Below are 16,847 nucleotides of genomic sequence, written 5' to 3'. Positions count from 1 at the left end.
AGTTGCACTCGACTTAATAAATCCTCAACATTTAAGAAACTGGTTTGCTAATTGCTGTTACTGTACCTCATAACAGCCGGAAGTGCTGTAATGGCGTAGAGAAATACCTCCCGACACTCCAGGCGAGTGAGGCGAAATTCGCGGTTATTACAACGAGTGGTGATGTGGTAGCAAAATCCAGGTTGAAAATTTCGTGGTGAGCGAGTCATAAACAATTCGTAATTAAAAGTTTTCCAAATTTAAAATCCCCCCATATCTTTGTAGGTACAAGGGGAGTATTAACAATTCAAAATGACGCTTGCAGACTCGCTAACGCTGCGCTAATAAAATTCAAAATTGTTGCAGATGGGGATTTAAACGCTTTATGCAAGCAGCCCATTTCAAAACTATTCAGAAGCTTTGTTATTAGCCCTATTAGCACGCGCCTCAGCCGAAGCCATCACCTCATCCATATTCTCTAAGACTTCGCCAGGGAAGTTTTCCAAAACTCTGGTAGAAAGAGCAACTCGCCCTTTACCCTCATCCAAGTCAATAATTACAGCTTTAATTGGCTGACCAACTTGAAATACCTTGTCTAAAGATTCGATGAATTTTTGGCTTACCTGCTTGATATGAAGCAAGGCTCCCATACCATTTAAATCGACAAATACACCAAAAGGTTTGATACCCGTAACTTTGCCTTCTACCAGTTGACCTAGTTCTAACAAGCTGAAGTTGCTAGAACGAGTTGCTAATCGCTGGGAAAGGATGAGTTTGTTAGTGTTACGATTAATTTCCAAAAAACCCACAGTCAGATTTTGACCTTTGAGTGCTTCTAAATTATCACGCTCGGCCAGGTGCGATCGCGGAATAAATCCCCGCAAGGAGAGAATATCGACGGTGACACCACCTTTATTTACACCCATAACCCGTACTTGCACAGTCTGGGCATTTTCCTGCATTTCGGCCAGTCGTTCCCAGATGTGCTGAATTTCCAACTGCTTTCGAGAAAGGGTGACTTGACCTTCTGCATCCTGATCTCGGATAATCAAAAACTGCATTTCCTCTTGCAATGGCAGCACCTCCGATAAATCGGTCACTGCTCTCAAAGAAGCCTCATCGCGCGGCAGAAAAGCTGACGACTTGCCACCAATATCGACATAAGCTCCATCATGGTCAAGTTGGAACACTTTGCCATGTACAACCTGTCCTTTTTGAAACTGGTAGTCGTGTTTTTCTAGTGCTTTGGCAAAATCGTCCATCGTAAACGACGAATTGGCTGTTTGAGAAAGTTTCGATTCGGAATTCATGACTTTTGAAGATTAATTGTTATTTGATATGGTTCCACTGGAGTTTAGATTGTCATTTGTCCTCAAAGTTCTGTTTGTCCTTAGCGTTGGCGGAGCCATCGCTTTTATCCAGCGCTCAGACTTCTCTATTTATCTTTGGTTCTTACTAATGACCAATGACAAATGACAAAAAACGAACTTGGCTGTATAGACTTCAGTTCAGTTGACTAAAGAGTTGTTTCACTTGCTCCCAAGCATCAGCAGCAGCTTTAGGATTATAACTGGCACGAAGGTCACAGAAAAATCCGTGATCAGCTCCATCGTAGCGAAACAGACGATGAGGAATTTTATATTTTTCTAACTCTGCTTCAATCTCATCTACTTGTTCGGGTGGGATGCTAGTATCTCCTGTGCCAAAGAAGGCATAGAGAGTACCCGGAATTTCTTTGGTGCGGGTAACAGTGGGAGCGCCACCCCCTGGTGTGCGGGTGGTAATTCCAGCACCGTAGAAGGAAGCCGTAGCTTTAATATCTGGTAAAGTGGCTGCAAGATATGCGACATGACCCCCAAAGCAAAAGCCAATACAGCCAAAGCCATCTTTTTTCACTTGGGGCAGGCTTTTGAGATAGTCAATTGCTAGTTGAATATCGCTCAATAACTCTGATGCTTGAGTTTGCATGGCGTAGCCTCTGCCCGTTTCAATATCTTCGGGTGTGTATCCGATTTCCAAGCCAGGAGCAGTCCGTTGGAAAAGTGCAGGTGCGATCGCTACATACCCAAGTTTCGCAATCCGTTCCGTAACATCCCGAATGTGAACGTTGACACCAAAAATCTCCTGCAATACCACGACTCCTGGGTAAAATCCAGATTCTTTTGGCTCTGCCAGATAAGCAGCCACTTGAATATTATCTTGCAAAAGATTAACCGTTGTGGTAATTATTGCTTGCTCTGTCATAATAATTTTTACCAGTGCTATGTGATTAGCCGTGTGTTTATTTGATATAACTATGCCAGTATGACTAGGTTTTTTGTAATTAAATTATCAATTACCAATAATGAGCGCATTAGAAATTTCTCCTAGAAAAACTTTATATGTAAATAAAATATTTGACATGTAGCAAATGCAACTGGCCACTAAAAAAGTGCTGAGTTAAAAGAGCTGATTCCTGAATAGGAAAGCAACATTCAGCACTCAGCATGGGCTAAACCATAGCTATCCGCTAACAGCACTCAGCACTTAGTATTCAGGAGGTTTGGTGATGATTCAATTCCGTATTCAGCCAGACAGCGAAATTCCCGCATCAACCCAGCTGTTTAATCAAATCCGGTTTGCGATCGCTTCCCGGCAATATCCCCCTGCTTACAAATTGCCAAGCACACGGGCGCTAGCAATGCAAACTGGATTACACCGTAATACCATTAGCAAAGTTTACCGTCAACTGGAGGAAGACGGATTTGTTGAAAGTATGGCTGGTTCGGGCATTTATGTTCGTGCCCAAGGTCATGAGGGCGGTAGCAGGCTGCAATCACCAATTCTCAAACAAAATCCTGATGCATATCAAGTTGTCCAGCAAGCACTTGACGATCTGCTCTCTCAAGGATGTTCACTCAATCAAGCCAGAGAGCTATTTTTAGCAGAAATTGACTGGCGCTTACGTTGTAGTGCGCGGGTACTGGTTGCAGTTCCATCTTATGACATGGGTGCTGGTGAGTTGATGGTGTATGAATTAGAGCGAGCCTTGAAAATACCAGTCCAGTTGGTAGCAATGGAAGAATTAACAGCTGCGTTAGATAAAACTACCTCTGCGACAGTAGTCACAAGTCGTTATTTTATCAGTAATGTGGAAGCGATCGCTGCTCCAAAAGCTGCACGGGTGATTCCTTTGGATATCTACGACTACACCAAAGAACTCAACTTATTGAAAACCCTGCCAAAACAAAACTGTGTAGGCATAGTTAGCCTCAGTTCCGGGATTGCACGAGCAGCAGAAGTTATCCTGCACGGTCTACGTGGGGATGAACTACTGGTGATGACTTCGCAACCAAAAGATGCTTATAAACTTCAGGCAATGGTTAAGCGGGCTGAGGTAATAATAAGTGATCAAGCCAGTTTTGCGGCAGTGCAAGCAGCCGTGCAAGCATTTGATGAAGATATTATTCGTCCACCGAAGCTGATTAAGGTTGAAAATTATATCGGGACAAACTCGATTAACTTGCTAAAACGAGAACTGGGTTTAGGTTAATCTCAAGATAATTCGACTAACATCTTTGAGAGCAACTAATACACGAGGGATGAGATGGTGCAGATTGTGATTGTGGGCGCAGGTCCAACAGGTGTAACACTTGCCCTGCTCCTTGTAAAACGTGGTATTGCTGTAACGTTAATTGAAGCAGCAAAAGACTTTCATCGTGTTTTTCGCGGCGAAGGATTAATGCCTAGTGGCTTAGATGCACTAGAGCAAATGGGTTTATCGGCGTTGTTGGAGCATATTCCCCATCGACAACTCGACGCATGGGAATTCATTCTGGGGGATAAGCAGTTGTTTCGAGTTGATGAACCAATGGGAGCAACCCGACCCTGTACGCTGGTTTCACAACCACCACTGCTCAAAGCACTGATTTCGGAAGCTCAAACCAATGATGGGTTTAAATTTATCCAGGGTGTTCCTGTGAAGGATTTAAAGTGGAGTAATCAACGTGTCGCAGGTGTAGTACTGACCGATGGCAAAGAATTTGCTGCTGACCTAGTGATTGGGGCAGATGGTCGAAATTCTCTTGTGCGACAACGTATAGGATTGGAATTGGTACGCCAGCCCAAAAATGTTGATATTCTCTGGTTTAAGCTTGCCGCCAGCCCTGAGTTTGCAGCCAATAATGTGTTTCGTACTATTTTAAATGGCGATCGCGCATTTAGCATCTTTCACGGAGCAGAGTCAGGAAAACTGCATCTGGCTTGGGTGATGTCCGCAACCGAAAACACTGACTCCAAGCAAGCCAACTGGGCAGAGATTTTTGCCTCACTATCACCCTCATGGCTAGCAGAGCATTTCCGTAATCATGCAGACACCATCGAATCCCCCATTCGGCTTTCTGTTGTGGTTGGTTATTGTCCCCAATGGCACGCACCAGGGGTATTGCTTCTAGGTGATGCTGCACACCCAATGTCTCCTGTGCGTGCTCAAGGAATTAATTTAGCATTGCGTGATGTGATTGTCGCTGCTAATCATCTTGTGCCATTGTTGCACAAAGAAACTGGACACCAAGAGATTGACATGGCACTATCGCACATCCAAGCGGAACGTGAGCCAGAAATTATCCGCGCCCAGCAACTCCAGTTAGAGGAAGCTACACAAGGCGAACAACTGCGAAAAAATGCACTGCTGCGTTCGCTGTTGATTCAACTTGCTCCCTTGCTCCGTAAAACAATTCAAAAGTCTTGGTTAAAGCGACAATATGAAATGCGTCAAGGTATCACACAGGTACACTTAACTGTCTAAAAAACCGCCATCAGTTATCTGACTTGTGGTTGTGGGGTATTAATTTGCAAAAACTCTTGCACCCGTTGCAAGTAAGTTGGTGCATCTTCCAACATTGGGAAATGCGCTGTGTTGGGAATCATCACAAATTCCACTTTGTCATTCAGTGCAGCTGCTTTACGCCCCATCTCGGCCGGAATAATTTTGTCATACTCTCCCGCCACGAGCAGAGTCGGCACTGTCAGCTTGGCAAACTCAAGCGGCATCACTTCAGATTGAGCCTTACTAACGGAAGTAAAAATTGTCCCTAAAGCTGCATCGTAATCTGCTTCGAGAAAATCTTGTAAAAAAGCTTGACGCTCAGAATGTGGTATCGAACTATATAAAAATCTCGCCATAAACATCCGGTCAACAAATGGAATTTTGCTTAACCACTTGGGACGGAATTTCACCACATAGCCACCGAATTTATGAAAGGCACTAAAAGATTTTTCGTCGTATTCAAAAATGCCGCTACAGGTTAAAATTCCTCGTTCCACTCTTTGGGGATAGCGGTTAAAAAATAAAGTGGCAACAGAAGCGCCCATTGAATGAGCATTGATATAGACACGCTGAAGATGCAACCCATCTAACAAAGCTGCCAAATCATCAGCGTATTCCTCTAATTCATAAGTTAATTCTCTGATTGCCTCTGATTCTTCCTGAGGGGACTCAGACTCGGCAACAGCTTCACTTGCTTGGACTATAGTTGGCTTCCCACGAGAACGGCCAAATCCCCGCAAATCGTAGAGTAAACAATCAAATTGCTCTGATAAAACATCAGCGGTATTTTGCCAATACCTAGCCGAACCAGCCCAACCGTGCATGAAAATCATTACTGGTTTTACCAAACAACCAGATGGTTTTTTCAGCCATTCGTAGTAATGCTCAACGCCACGAATATTAATATAAGGCATTTTTGAGAGTTAGGAGTTAGGAGTAGAGACGCGATTAATCGCGTCTCTACAGGAGTTAGGAGTTTTTAATTTTGAATTCGGAGTTTTGAGTTAATTACTCATTCTCCACTCTTGACTCCTAACTTTACGGGCTAAACCATAGCTTATCACCTAACAGCATTGATTTACGCTGATTCTGGCTTCGGTAGTGAAGATGGATGTATTATGAGTTCGGCAGTTGATCGCTTCTCAACCATCTCCCGTGTTACTGTGCAGCGAGTTACATCCTTACGCGACGGTAATTCGTACATTACATCCAGCATCAGTTCTTCGACAATGCCTCGCAGCGCTCTTGCACCAGTTTTACGGCGGTAAGCTTCTTGAGCGATCGCTCGCAAAGCATCTGGTTTAAAATCTAACTGGACATTATCCATCTTCAGCAGCTTTTGGTACTGCTTGACTAAGGCGCTGCGTGGTTGGGTGAGAATCGCCATCAGCGCTTCTTCATCTAGCGGATCTACTACTGCTACCATTGGCACGCGCCCAATAAATTCTGGAATCATGCCAAATTTTACTAAATCATCCGGTGCTAGATTGCGAAGAGTATCTGCTGCCCGTTTTTCCTTAGATTGGCCTTCTCCCGGTTGCACAAAGCCGATTGCTTTTTTGCCAACTCTTTGATCTACAACCTTTTCTAAACCTACGAAGGCACCACCACAGACGAACAAAATATTACTTGTATCAATCTGGATGCAGTCTTGATAGGGATGCTTGCGCCCTCCTTGGGGTGGTACATTGGCGATCGTTCCCTCTAACATTTTCAGCAAGGCTTGCTGTACGCCTTCGCCAGAAACATCGCGGGTAATTGACGGGTTCTCGCTCTTGCGAGCAATTTTATCAATTTCATCAATGTAGATAATTCCCCGCTGCGCTTCTTCTATATCCAAATCTGCCACCTGCAACAGTCGCAGCAAGATATTTTCCACATCTTCTCCTACATACCCCGCTTCCGTCAGCGTCGTAGCATCGGCGACGGCAAACGGTACATCCAGGATTTTCGCTAGGGTTTGCGCTAAGAGAGTTTTGCCGCAACCAGTCGGCCCGATTAACAAAATGTTGGATTTTTGCAGTTCTACAGCATCATCCGCCCCAGGTTTACCACTAGCTTTAGACTGAATAACCGCCAGTCGCTTGTAGTGATTGTAAACGGCTACTGACAGCACTTTCTTCGCTTCGTCTTGACCAATGACGTGTTCGTCTAGATACTTTTTAATCTCTCTTGGCTTGGGTATTTGATTAAACGAAATACTAGAAGATCGGGTACGCCGTTTTTGAGGTGGTTCTGCTCTTGGTGCTGGTTGTGCTGCCGCACCATTTGTATCGAGTAACTCCTCGTCTAGTATTTCATTACACAAGTCAACGCATTCATCGCAGATGTAGACTCCCGGCCCCGCGATTAATTTACGCACCTGCTCTTGAGACTTGCCACAAAATGAACACTTCAAATGGGAGTCGTACTTAGACATACCAGCCTCTTATTTCAGAATGGTGACGTTTTCCCCTGCTACGGGAAGATTTTGCCTGGAAATGACCTGATCAATCAAACCGTAGTTCTTCGCTTCTTCTGCCGACATAAAAAAGTCGCGCTCTGTATCTGCTTCAAGTCTTTCTAAGGGTTGACCAGTATGGTGAGCCATTAACTGATTCAACTTAGCCTTAACGTAAAGAATTTCTCTGGCTTGAATTTCAATGTCAATGGCTTGACCTTGAGCGCCACCAAGTGGTTGGTGAATCATAATCCGGGAGTCGGGCAGAGACATTCGCTTCCCAGCAGCTCCTGCTGTCAATAAAAACGCCCCCATGCTCGCAGCTAATCCAAAACAGATGGTAACAACATCAGGGCGAATTTGCTGTATTGTATCATAGATTGCCATCCCTGCGTAGACCGAGCCACCAGGAGAATTAACATAGAGTTGGATATCCTTTTCTGAGTCTTCGGCGTCTAGGAATAATAACTGAGCCACAATCGAGTTGGCAACAGCATCGTCTATTGGCGTTCCCAAAAAGATAATCCGCTCTCGCAGCAGGCGGGAGTAGATGTCGAAAGCCCTTTCTCCCATCCCAGATTGTTCTACCACCATCGGCACGATGTTGCTAGGGCTGCTCAACTGGGAGTTAATGTTTATTCGACTTAAGTTGCTGATAGGGTAATTTCCCGATTGCGATCCAAGCATACAATCAAATTTGACGATAATTTAGGACAAATGTTTCCGCAGCATGTGCTGCCTTTTCGACGAATGGAATTTTTATCAGCTACGTGTTAACCATTATGCCTCATATAATTTCTTCTCGTGTAACACAGTATCAAGCTCAGGCGATAACATGTGTCACTATTTGCCGAAAATTCATTAATTCTTTAATTCTTCTGACTTGATCACTGAGTTTTGAGGAGCCAAGAGGCAGTGGTCCTTCATCTCCTGCTGCTCCCTCATCTCCCTTACCTTACCCATTTCACCAGTACTTTAACTTAGAACTGGTGAATTCATGGCTGTGGAATTTTTTATTATCCTTCTGTGACTTCTGTGGAATCGCTGCTTTCTTCCTGTGTCTGAGGTGCATCAGCATCAGCATCTAATTCTGCGGCTTCCGTTTCCTCTGTGGGACTCAAGGAGCCTTCGGGTACAAGTTCAACTGAGGAGTGTTCTAAGAGCCAATCGATGATTTTTTCGGTTAATAGTTCGTTTTGCACGATTGAGCGCAGTTTATCTTCATCAACCTCTTGTTCCTCCGGGTACTGTTCCAAAAGTTCTGTGACTCTGGATGCAATTTCTTCTGGTGTTACCTCGATAGATTCGCGTTTACCGATTTCTCGTAAGGACAAGGAGCGTTTGATGCGTTCAATTGCCTCAGTGCGCGATCGCTCCCGCAACTGAACAATAATATCTTGAGTAAACAACTTCTTCACATCTAATCCCTGCTGAGACAGGCGGATTGCTGTTTGCGTTAGCATTGCATCCACTTCTTGCTCAATCAAGGTTGCTGGTAAGTCAACTTCTACGTGCTTGAGCAGTTCCGTTAACAAGGCTTCCTGCTTATTTGTTTCTGTTTTGTCGTCCGCCTCTTTTTGATATTGCTCTACTAAGGAAGCACGTAACTCCTCTAAGGTTTCAAAATCACTGATTTCCTGGGCTAAGTCGTCATTTAATTCTGGTAGCTCTTTTTCCTTCAGTTCTTTGAGCGTTACTGTGAAAGTTGCCGCTTTTCCAGCTAAATCTTCATTAGCATATGGATCTGGGAACTGCGCTGCAATTTCTTTAGTTTCTTCAGGATTCATCCCCACTATTCCAGAAATAAAGCCTGGAATGAACTTATCTTCCTGCAACTCAACTTGAAAATCAGTCGCTTCGGCTCCAGGAATCACTTCTGGTTCGGCTGTTTCGTCTTCGCCCTCGGCTTTGGAGAATACACCTTTAAAATCGACTACGGCAATATCGCCGATTTGGGCTGCACGTCCTTCCACAGGAATCAATGTCGCCAATTCTTGACGTTCCTTGTCGAGGCTACTGTCCACTCGTTCTGGATCGTACTTGACTTCTTCAGCTTGGAAAAGCAAATCAGTGTACTGCACTAGATTCACTTCTGGTTCTACATCGACAGCAGCCGAAATCGTCAGAGGTTTTCCAGGTTCATAATTCTTAATCAAATCCTCAAAAGAGGAGCGCAATTGTGGCTGACCTATTGCTGGGATAGCTTCTTGTTTGACTGCTTGCTCAATGCCATCTTGAATTAGTTCTTCCAGCGCTGCTACCTTGATTCGATTTGTACCCAACCGTTGTAGCAATATCGGTCGAGGCACTTTGCCTTTACGAAACCCAGGAATATTGGCAGTACTCGCTAAGTTTTTAATCACCTGTTCGTAAGTTTGCTTGGTAATTTCCGGCGTAATCTCTATTTCCAGACCAATTTGGCTGGCGGGGAGTCTTTCCTGGGTAACTTTCATGCTTCGTCTCTAGTTTGCTGATATTTTAAACTCGGAGTACACACAAGACGCAATAAAATAATTGTTTGCGTTTATGGCTTGATGTCTTTTAGGGGCAGTGGGATGTTGCCACAAGGCTTTATGACATCCAAGGATGGATATTTGTCCTGGGGCAAAGATCCAGTTTACTGCCAATGACCAAGGACTTGACATTTTACCTTCATAACAATTAGTTAATCGCGGCATTGGGCATTGGAAAACTCTTCTCCAGTCCCCAGTCCCTAGTCTCCAGCCACTCTGAACTTAGGAATTAATTATTTAGCAGACTAATGCTGTGATATCCTGGTTCTGAGCGAGTGGTTAGTACTCCCAAGTTAAAGTTATAGTATTGAGTCTAGCTATTATTAAGTTGTAGTCCGAGAGGGTATCTGTTACCTAGCTGCATAGCTCAGTTTTATGCTGTGCTGATTTTATGCACTTCGATCTTAGTATATTCATCCTCTTGGTAAGCAACTTTGCAACCAAGACATTTGTTAGCATTACTGGTGAGATGCCTATTAAACGTCTAAGTGCAGATATCTCCATTTTTCTACTAAATGGCAGTTTGTTGTATAATAATATATAGTTTAAATAAATGTAAAAATTGGATAGCCATTATTGTAAAATGCAACATCACTTAACTTATTAAATAGCCAAGAAAATAAATGTATTAGATCTATAGAGACCGACTAAATTAGAGAAAAATCTAAATGTATTCAAAATGTATTTTAAGATTAATTGCGATCGCCATTTAAATAATTTAAGTAAATTTTCAATTGTTCCAAGAAATTGCAAATAAACCTCTTAAAGGAGGAAGTGAGTTTGTCTAAATCCTATCGTTTAGCTATTTTGGGAGCAACTGGTGCTGTTGGCACAGAGTTGCTGGAATTATTAGAAAGCCGTAATTTTCCGATTGCTGACTTGAAGTTATTGGCATCAGAGCGGAGTGTTGGGCGATCGCTGCGGTTTAAAGGGGAAAATATACCAGTAGAGCAAGTTAGCGATCGCGCCTTTGAAAATGTGGATATAGTACTGGCTAGTGCAGGTGGTTCCACATCCAAAACTTGGGCAGCAGTTGCTGTCGAAAAGGGCGCAGTGGTAATTGATAACTCCAGTGCCTTTCGGATGAACCCGGAAGTTCCCTTAGTAGTACCAGAGGTGAATCCACTAGCAGCAGCTAATCACCAAGGCATTATTGCCAACCCCAACTGCACAACAATTTTAATGACTTTGGCAGTATGGCCATTGCATAAAGTTAAACCAGTGCAACGCATCGTAGCCTCAACCTACCAATCTGCTAGTGGTGCTGGTGCTCGAGCAATGGCAGAAGTCAAAACCCAAACAAGCGCTATACTACAAGGACAGCCGCCAGTTGCTGAGGTATTGCCTTACCCACTGGCATTTAATTTATTCCCCCATAACTCACCATTAAACGATTTGGGTTACTGTGAGGAAGAGATGAAAATGGTCAACGAAACCCGAAAAATATTTGGTACGCAGCAAATCAGAATCACTGCAACCTGTATACGGGTTCCCGTACTCCGCGCCCATTCAGAAGCCATTAATTTAGAATTTGAGACTCCCTTTAGTGCAGAGGAAGCCAGAGAAATTTTAAATTGCTCCCCTGGAGTGAAATTAGTAGAAGATTGGGAAACTAATCATTTTCCGATGCCAATTGAAGCAACTGGTCGAGATGAAGTTTTAGTGGGAAGAATTCGTCAGGATATTTCTCATCCGTGTGGCTTGGAATTATGGTTGTGTGGCGACCAAATCCGCAAAGGCGCAGCATTGAATGCAGTACAAATCGCCGAATTGTTGGTAGAAAAAAATCTACTAAAACCTGCTAAGGCTTACGTTTCAAGCTAGTTATTAGTAAAAATAAAAATTAATGACAAAGAGCAAATGTGCGAATCACTGTTGAAAGCAATATGCAGGTAAGTTATTACAATAGAAAACCACCAAGATACAAAAACATGGGTAATCAGGAGTGAAAACAGGGTGGGAGATTTTGGCAATGTTTTAACCGCTATGATTACGCCGTTTAAAGCAGATGGTAGTGTAAATTATGATGTAGCGGCAGAACTGGCAGCACATCTAGCTAATAACGGTACAGATACATTGGTAATGTGCGGCACAACAGGAGAATCCCCTACTCTAAGTTGGGATGAGGAATACCAGTTGTTTGTCGAGGTGTTGCAGTCCGTGGCAGGAAAAGCCAAAGTGATCGCAGGTTGTGGTTCAAATTCCACCAAAGAAGCGATCGCTGCCACCCAAAAAGCGTCTAAAATAGGAGTACATGGTTCCTTACAAGTTGTTCCTTATTACAACAAACCGCCACAAGCGGGATTGGAAGCGCACTTTCAGGCAATAGCACAAGCCTGTCCCGACCTACCATTGTTGTTATACAATGTCCCAGGTCGTACCGGACAAAACCTTCAGCCAGAAACAGTTGCCCGGTTAGCTAAGGTTAACAATATTGTCGGGATTAAAGAATCCACTGGTAGCATAGATCAGGCAAGCGAAATTCGTCGCTTGACACCAAAAGAATTCCACATCTACTCTGGTGATGATTACATGACTTTGCCCTTGTTAGCGATCGGGGCAAAGGGTGTGGTGAGTGTGGCTTCTCATCTGGTAGGAAACCAACTACAGCAGATGATCCAAGCTTTTAGTGCGGGAAAAATAGAGGTAGCCAGCGAAATTCATCTCCAACTCTTCCCGTTGTTTAAAGCTCTATTTCTCACTTCAAATCCCATTCCAGTGAAAAAAGCACTGAAACTTCAAGGTTGGGAGGTTGGTTCAACTCGTCCACCGCTATGTGAAGCTGACTTAGAAGTAAGTCAAAAGTTAGAAGCGGTTCTGAAAGAACTTAGTTTAATCTAGCCACCATCTGGTTAAGCGCTGATAATCTGCTGCTTTCTAAAGATACATATAAACAATGACCATAATTGTTCATAAGTTGCAATTTAAATCCATTTTATTGAATAAAAAATTGAAGATTTCAATTAAAAGTTGATTGCTTTGGGACTAACTTAAGAGACAGATGTGTTGTCTTAAATACAAGTTCGTTAACTATCAACTTAATTAACCACAAGTAACAATCTAAGGAGAAAATGGCTAAAAACGAAGCTGATAATTCCGCCTTGAAAATTATTCCTTTGGGCGGTTTGCATGAAATTGGGAAAAATACCTGTCTTTTTGAGTATGACGATGAGATTATTCTGTTAGATGCCGGATTGGCTTTTCCTACTGAGGCGATGCATGGAGTAAATATTGTTTTGCCAGATACGACCTATCTGCGGGAAAATCGCCACAAAATTAAAGGGATGATCGTTACTCATGGTCATGAAGACCATATTGGCGGGATTGCTTTTCATCTCAAGCAATTTGATATTCCCGTGATTTATGGGCCCAGACTAGCAATGGCAATGCTAGAGGGTAAATTAGAAGAAGCAGGAGTGCGCGATCGCACAGAAATCAGAACAGTTCTACCACGTGATGTGGTGCGGATTGGCAAAAACTTTTTAGTGGAATATATCCGTAACACCCACTCCATCGCTGATAGTTTCACTGTTGCCATTCATACTCCTCTCGGTGTAGTTATTCACACAGGGGATTTTAAAATTGACCATACTCCAGTAGATGGTGAAAAGTTTGATTTACAGAGGCTAGCAGAACATGGTGAAAAAGGCGTTCTTTGCTTGCTAAGTGATTCCACTAACGCCGAGATACCAGGATTTACACCTTCTGAACGTTCCGTCTATCCCAATCTGGAGAGAGTATTTAGTCAAGCCACTGGACGATTATTTGTCACTACCTTTGCTTCCAGCGTGCATCGCATCAACATGATTTTGGATATTGCAAAGAAGCAAAACCGTGTAGTCACGATTGTGGGGCGTTCCATGCTTAACTTGATTGCTCATGCCCGTAATCTAGGTTACATCAAGTGTGACGATAATCTGCTGCAACCATTGCACGCAGTCCGCAATCTACCTGATGAGAGAGTACTAATTTTAACTACAGGTTCTCAGGGTGAATTGATGGCAGCAATGACCCGCATTGCTAACAAAGAACATCCTCACATAAAAATCCGCCAAGGAGATACGGTAGTATTCTCTGCTAACCCAATTCCCGGAAATACGATCGCTGTAGTCAACACCATTGATAAATTGATGATTCAGGGTGCGAAAGTAGTGTATGGTCGGGACAAAGGGATTCACGTCTCCGGTCACGGCTGTCAGGAAGAGCAAAAGCTGATGATTGCCTTAACTCGACCCAAATTCTTTGTGCCATTTCACGGCGAACATCGAATGCTGGTGAAGCACGCAGAAACGGCTCAAAGTATGGGCATTCCCGCCGAAAACATGATCATTATCCAGAATGGTGATGTTGTCGAACTGACTGAAGATGCCATTCGCGTCGCTAGTAAAGTGCCATCTGGTATAGAACTGGTGGATACTACTAGTTCGGGTATGGTAAGTGCCAAAGTTTTACAAGAACGGCAACGTATGGCTTCAGAAGGCATTATCACGATCGCAGCTGCCATTGATTGGAATGGGAAACTATTGGCAAAACCAGAAGTTCACCTCCGGGGTGTAGTAACAAGTGTAGAGCGATCGCTGCTACAAACCTGGGTAAAACAACGGATTGAAGAAATCCTCACTGTGCGTTGGTCAGAATTTGCTGCTGGGGAAGGTGAAGCAGCAGATATAGATTGGGGTGGATTGCAAGGTACTTTAGAGCGAGAATTGCAACGTTCTATCCGTCGGGAATTGCAATGTCAGCCATCTGTGACTTTGTTGATGCAAATCCCTGATGAGCCGCCTGTGAAAGTTGCCGATGGCAGAAGACGGCGGACTCGGACTGCTGCTCAAGTAGCATCGTAGGGAATTTAAGATAATCTCACGCATAGGCGCAGAGACATAGAGTTTTTCTAGCGTCTTTGCGTTTTGGCGTGAAATACAGTTTCTGATCATGGGTATAGATGCCCCAGCAGTTTGTATTTGCTTATAGTTATAGTTATTGGAGGCGATCGCTATGACTAAAACACCAATAAAAATTAGTACTCTTGACGAGTACATCAATTTTGAGGATGGCACAGACAAGCGCTATGAACTTGAGGATGGGGTGCTGCTAGAAATGCCTCCTGGTACTGGTAAGCATGAGGCAATTATCACATTACTGCTAGTTCACTTCTTTTTAGAAATTCAAAAAATGCGATTGCCTTTGCAACCGCGTCCTAATGGTACAGAGGTGTCAATACGGTTCGGTTAAGGTTTTTTGATAGAAATTCTAGATCGTTAAAGATGCGATAAATCATCACAAAGACGAAATAAATCGCTATCTCTTGCCTTGGATTCATCGCGTCTCTTGCCTTAACCGAACAGTATTGACAGAGGTGTTGACCAATAAACAACCCAGGCGACCTGATATTTGTGTGATTACCAACCAACAGGCACAAAGTATTGAGAGTACTTCGGCTATCCTCAAAACTGCTCCACCCCTATTAGTTGAGGTGGTAAGTCCTGAATCTGTTGACCGAGACTATAACCAAAAAACCTCTGAGTATGCAGCTATTGGTGTGGTCGAGTATTGGATTGTTGACCCCTTAAAAAATAAGGTAACAGTCTGTTTGCTAGACAATGGTAGTTACAAGCAAACTGTGTTTACTGGAAACCAGCTGATTATTTCTCAAACATTCGCAGGACTAACCCTGACAGCCCAGCAAGTATTTTCAGCTTAGGGTTGTTGCTACATATCCTCAATGAACCCAGAGGTATAGTAGAACTAAAGTACATAACGTTAGTGGCGCTCCAAAACGCAGGTGTTCCCAAAAAGTTAGCTTGTAACCTAAATCCGCAGCAGCTTCTACAACTATCAAGTTGGCGACTGAACCAAACAAAGTCAAATTACCAGCCAAAGTTGATCCGGCTGCCAACAATAGCCAATACTTCGTGTCGCCTGGAGGAACCAGAGGATGCAGCAGAAGTACAGCCGGAACATTAGAAATTAAGTTAGATAAAACAACAGTTACACCCAAAAAACTCGCAGCAGAGTTAACCGCATGGGTAAATGGCTGGAGCAAATTCAACTTTTGCGTGACTCGCGTCAGGATAAACAATCCAGAAAACATCACCAGCAGATTCCAATCCACCTTTTGCAAAATGCGCTGGGGTTTAATGCGCCGAGTAATTAGCAACAAGCTAGCAGCGACTAAAGCAGACTCCCCTAACGGTAAACCCACAGTAAATGCAATTAGCAGCCCAATTGTGATGACTAATGTTTTATTAAATAAGGGTTTAAAAATGCGTTGCTTGCTAGTAGGTGATGGTTGGCAAGGTTTGACTGAGCGTACATCTGGGTAAAGTAGCCACAGTAATCCTACCTGAATTACCAAGCCTATTAGGGCAACTGGGGCCAATACACGCAGAAAATCTAGATAGGAAATGCCTGAAAAGGAGCCAATCAGGATATTTTGAGGATTACCGCTCAAAGTTGCTACCGAGCCTATATTAGTTGCACCTGCGATCGCTAGTAAATAAGGAATCGGATTTAAGCCCAAAGCTAAAGTCAGGCTCAAGGTTAAGGGTGTAAAAATCAACGCCAAAGTGTCATTGAGAAAAAAGGCGGAGAGAATACCACTACTAAAAGTTAAAGCAATCAACAAACCTAGAGGACTGCGAGTGATACTCAATATCACTGAGATTGATCGTCTAAAAAACCCTGCAAAGGATAGGTTGGCATTAACTACCATCATGCTCAAGAGAAATACGATGGTATTGGCATCAATGGCCTGCCATGCCTCCTGTAAATTTAAAACACCTAAAGCAATTAAAAAGGCAGAACCGACCAAAGCGATGGTGGCGCGGTTCATGCGTAAACCAGGAATGTAGCCTAATGCTAATCCCAGATAAGTTAGCCCTAAGACGCTATAGATTGCAAATTGGAGAAGAATCACTTTCTTTACCGAGACTTTGCCACGACCGATGTTTCATGACTAGCAGATCTGCATCTACTGAGAAAGCCAACCCACCTGGCTTTAAGCCGCAGCCGCGTCTACAGACTTCTCTTTACTTCTACAGCATTCAGCCAGCAATGAACAGGATGCACTTACGTGGGGAAGTGGGAATACGCAGAGGAAAGACGCCTA

At 43.5% G+C, this 16,847-nt stretch carries 15 protein-coding genes; 7 read left to right on the top strand and 8 right to left on the bottom strand.

All coding sequences use genetic code 11. The features are described 5' to 3' along the window. Nucleotides 1–47 precede the first annotated feature (47 nt). The 3 genes from V7K49_RS00785 to V7K49_RS00775 all read right to left on the bottom strand — a co-directional run bounded on the left by V7K49_RS00785 (nt 48) and on the right by V7K49_RS00775 (nt 2,223). Complete coding sequence (locus tag V7K49_RS00785; RefSeq protein WP_335204123.1) at nt 48–209, bottom strand: hypothetical protein; 162 nt, start codon at nt 207–209, stop codon at nt 48–50. Between the two features lie 177 nt (nt 210–386). After that, on the bottom strand, nt 387–1,289 hold the full coding sequence (locus tag V7K49_RS00780; protein ID WP_273767242.1) for a S1 RNA-binding domain-containing protein: 903 nt from the start codon (nt 1,287–1,289) through the stop codon (nt 387–389). A 193-nt stretch (nt 1,290–1,482) separates the two neighbouring features. Next, nucleotides 1,483–2,223, bottom strand: a complete 741-nt coding sequence (locus V7K49_RS00775) for a dienelactone hydrolase family protein (RefSeq protein ID WP_334870316.1) — start codon at nt 2,221–2,223, stop codon at nt 1,483–1,485. A gap of 304 nt (nt 2,224–2,527) precedes the next feature. Between V7K49_RS00775 and V7K49_RS00770 the strand changes: the two genes are divergently transcribed. After that, nucleotides 2,528–3,511, top strand: coding sequence for a GntR family transcriptional regulator (locus V7K49_RS00770; protein ID WP_334870312.1), 984 nt, complete (start codon nt 2,528–2,530; stop codon nt 3,509–3,511). A gap of 54 nt (nt 3,512–3,565) precedes the next feature. Beyond that, nucleotides 3,566–4,765, top strand: a complete 1,200-nt coding sequence (locus tag V7K49_RS00765; RefSeq protein WP_334870310.1) for an FAD-dependent monooxygenase — start codon at nt 3,566–3,568, stop codon at nt 4,763–4,765. Between the two features lie 14 nt (nt 4,766–4,779). Here the strand turns inward: V7K49_RS00765 and V7K49_RS00760 are convergent, their stop codons facing one another. From V7K49_RS00760 to tig, 4 genes are all read right to left on the bottom strand, one after another. Continuing rightward, complete coding sequence (locus V7K49_RS00760; protein ID WP_334870308.1) at nt 4,780–5,700, bottom strand: alpha/beta fold hydrolase; 921 nt, start codon at nt 5,698–5,700, stop codon at nt 4,780–4,782. 164 nt (nt 5,701–5,864) lie between these two features. Further along, nucleotides 5,865–7,205 (bottom strand): ATP-dependent protease ATP-binding subunit ClpX, encoded by a 1,341-nt coding sequence (gene clpX / locus V7K49_RS00755; protein ID WP_298911523.1) that lies wholly within the window; start codon nt 7,203–7,205, stop codon nt 5,865–5,867. Nucleotides 7,206–7,214: 9 nt separating this feature from the next. After that, complete coding sequence (gene clpP / locus V7K49_RS00750; RefSeq protein WP_334973371.1) at nt 7,215–7,913, bottom strand: ATP-dependent Clp endopeptidase proteolytic subunit ClpP; 699 nt, start codon at nt 7,911–7,913, stop codon at nt 7,215–7,217. A gap of 329 nt (nt 7,914–8,242) precedes the next feature. Further along, nucleotides 8,243–9,679, bottom strand: coding sequence for a trigger factor (gene tig / locus V7K49_RS00745; protein WP_335204122.1), 1,437 nt, complete (start codon nt 9,677–9,679; stop codon nt 8,243–8,245). An 840-nt stretch (nt 9,680–10,519) separates the two neighbouring features. Between tig and V7K49_RS00740 the strand changes: the two genes are divergently transcribed. The 5 genes from V7K49_RS00740 (at nt 10,520) to V7K49_RS00720 (ending at nt 15,440) form a co-directional block, all read left to right on the top strand. Next, nucleotides 10,520–11,563, top strand: a complete 1,044-nt coding sequence (locus tag V7K49_RS00740) for an aspartate-semialdehyde dehydrogenase (protein ID WP_335204121.1) — start codon at nt 10,520–10,522, stop codon at nt 11,561–11,563. Nucleotides 11,564–11,695: 132 nt separating this feature from the next. Then, the gene (dapA, locus tag V7K49_RS00735; RefSeq protein ID WP_335204120.1) at nt 11,696–12,580 is read left to right on the top strand and encodes a 4-hydroxy-tetrahydrodipicolinate synthase; all 885 of its coding nucleotides are present in this window, start codon (nt 11,696–11,698) and stop codon (nt 12,578–12,580) included. Between the two features lie 230 nt (nt 12,581–12,810). Then, the gene (locus V7K49_RS00730; RefSeq protein WP_335204118.1) at nt 12,811–14,583 is read left to right on the top strand and encodes a ribonuclease J; all 1,773 of its coding nucleotides are present in this window, start codon (nt 12,811–12,813) and stop codon (nt 14,581–14,583) included. A 151-nt stretch (nt 14,584–14,734) separates the two neighbouring features. Then, a complete protein-coding gene (locus tag V7K49_RS00725) occupies nt 14,735–14,971 on the top strand; it encodes a Uma2 family endonuclease (protein WP_335204117.1) in 237 nt (78 codons plus the stop codon). A gap of 127 nt (nt 14,972–15,098) precedes the next feature. Then, complete coding sequence (locus V7K49_RS00720) at nt 15,099–15,440, top strand: Uma2 family endonuclease (RefSeq protein ID WP_442948624.1); 342 nt, start codon at nt 15,099–15,101, stop codon at nt 15,438–15,440. A gap of 18 nt (nt 15,441–15,458) precedes the next feature. Here the strand turns inward: V7K49_RS00720 and V7K49_RS00715 are convergent, their stop codons facing one another. Beyond that, nucleotides 15,459–16,655: an anion transporter gene (locus V7K49_RS00715; RefSeq protein WP_334870293.1), complete on the bottom strand. Its 1,197-nt coding sequence runs from the start codon at nt 16,653–16,655 to the stop codon at nt 15,459–15,461. Nucleotides 16,656–16,847 lie beyond the last annotated feature (192 nt).

The organism is Nostoc sp., assembly GCF_036919675.1.
Classification (GTDB): Bacteria; Cyanobacteriota; Cyanobacteriia; order Cyanobacteriales; family Nostocaceae; genus Nostoc.
The sequence above is the reverse complement of the archived record's forward strand: the minus strand, read 5'-3'. Positions and strand labels throughout refer to the sequence as shown.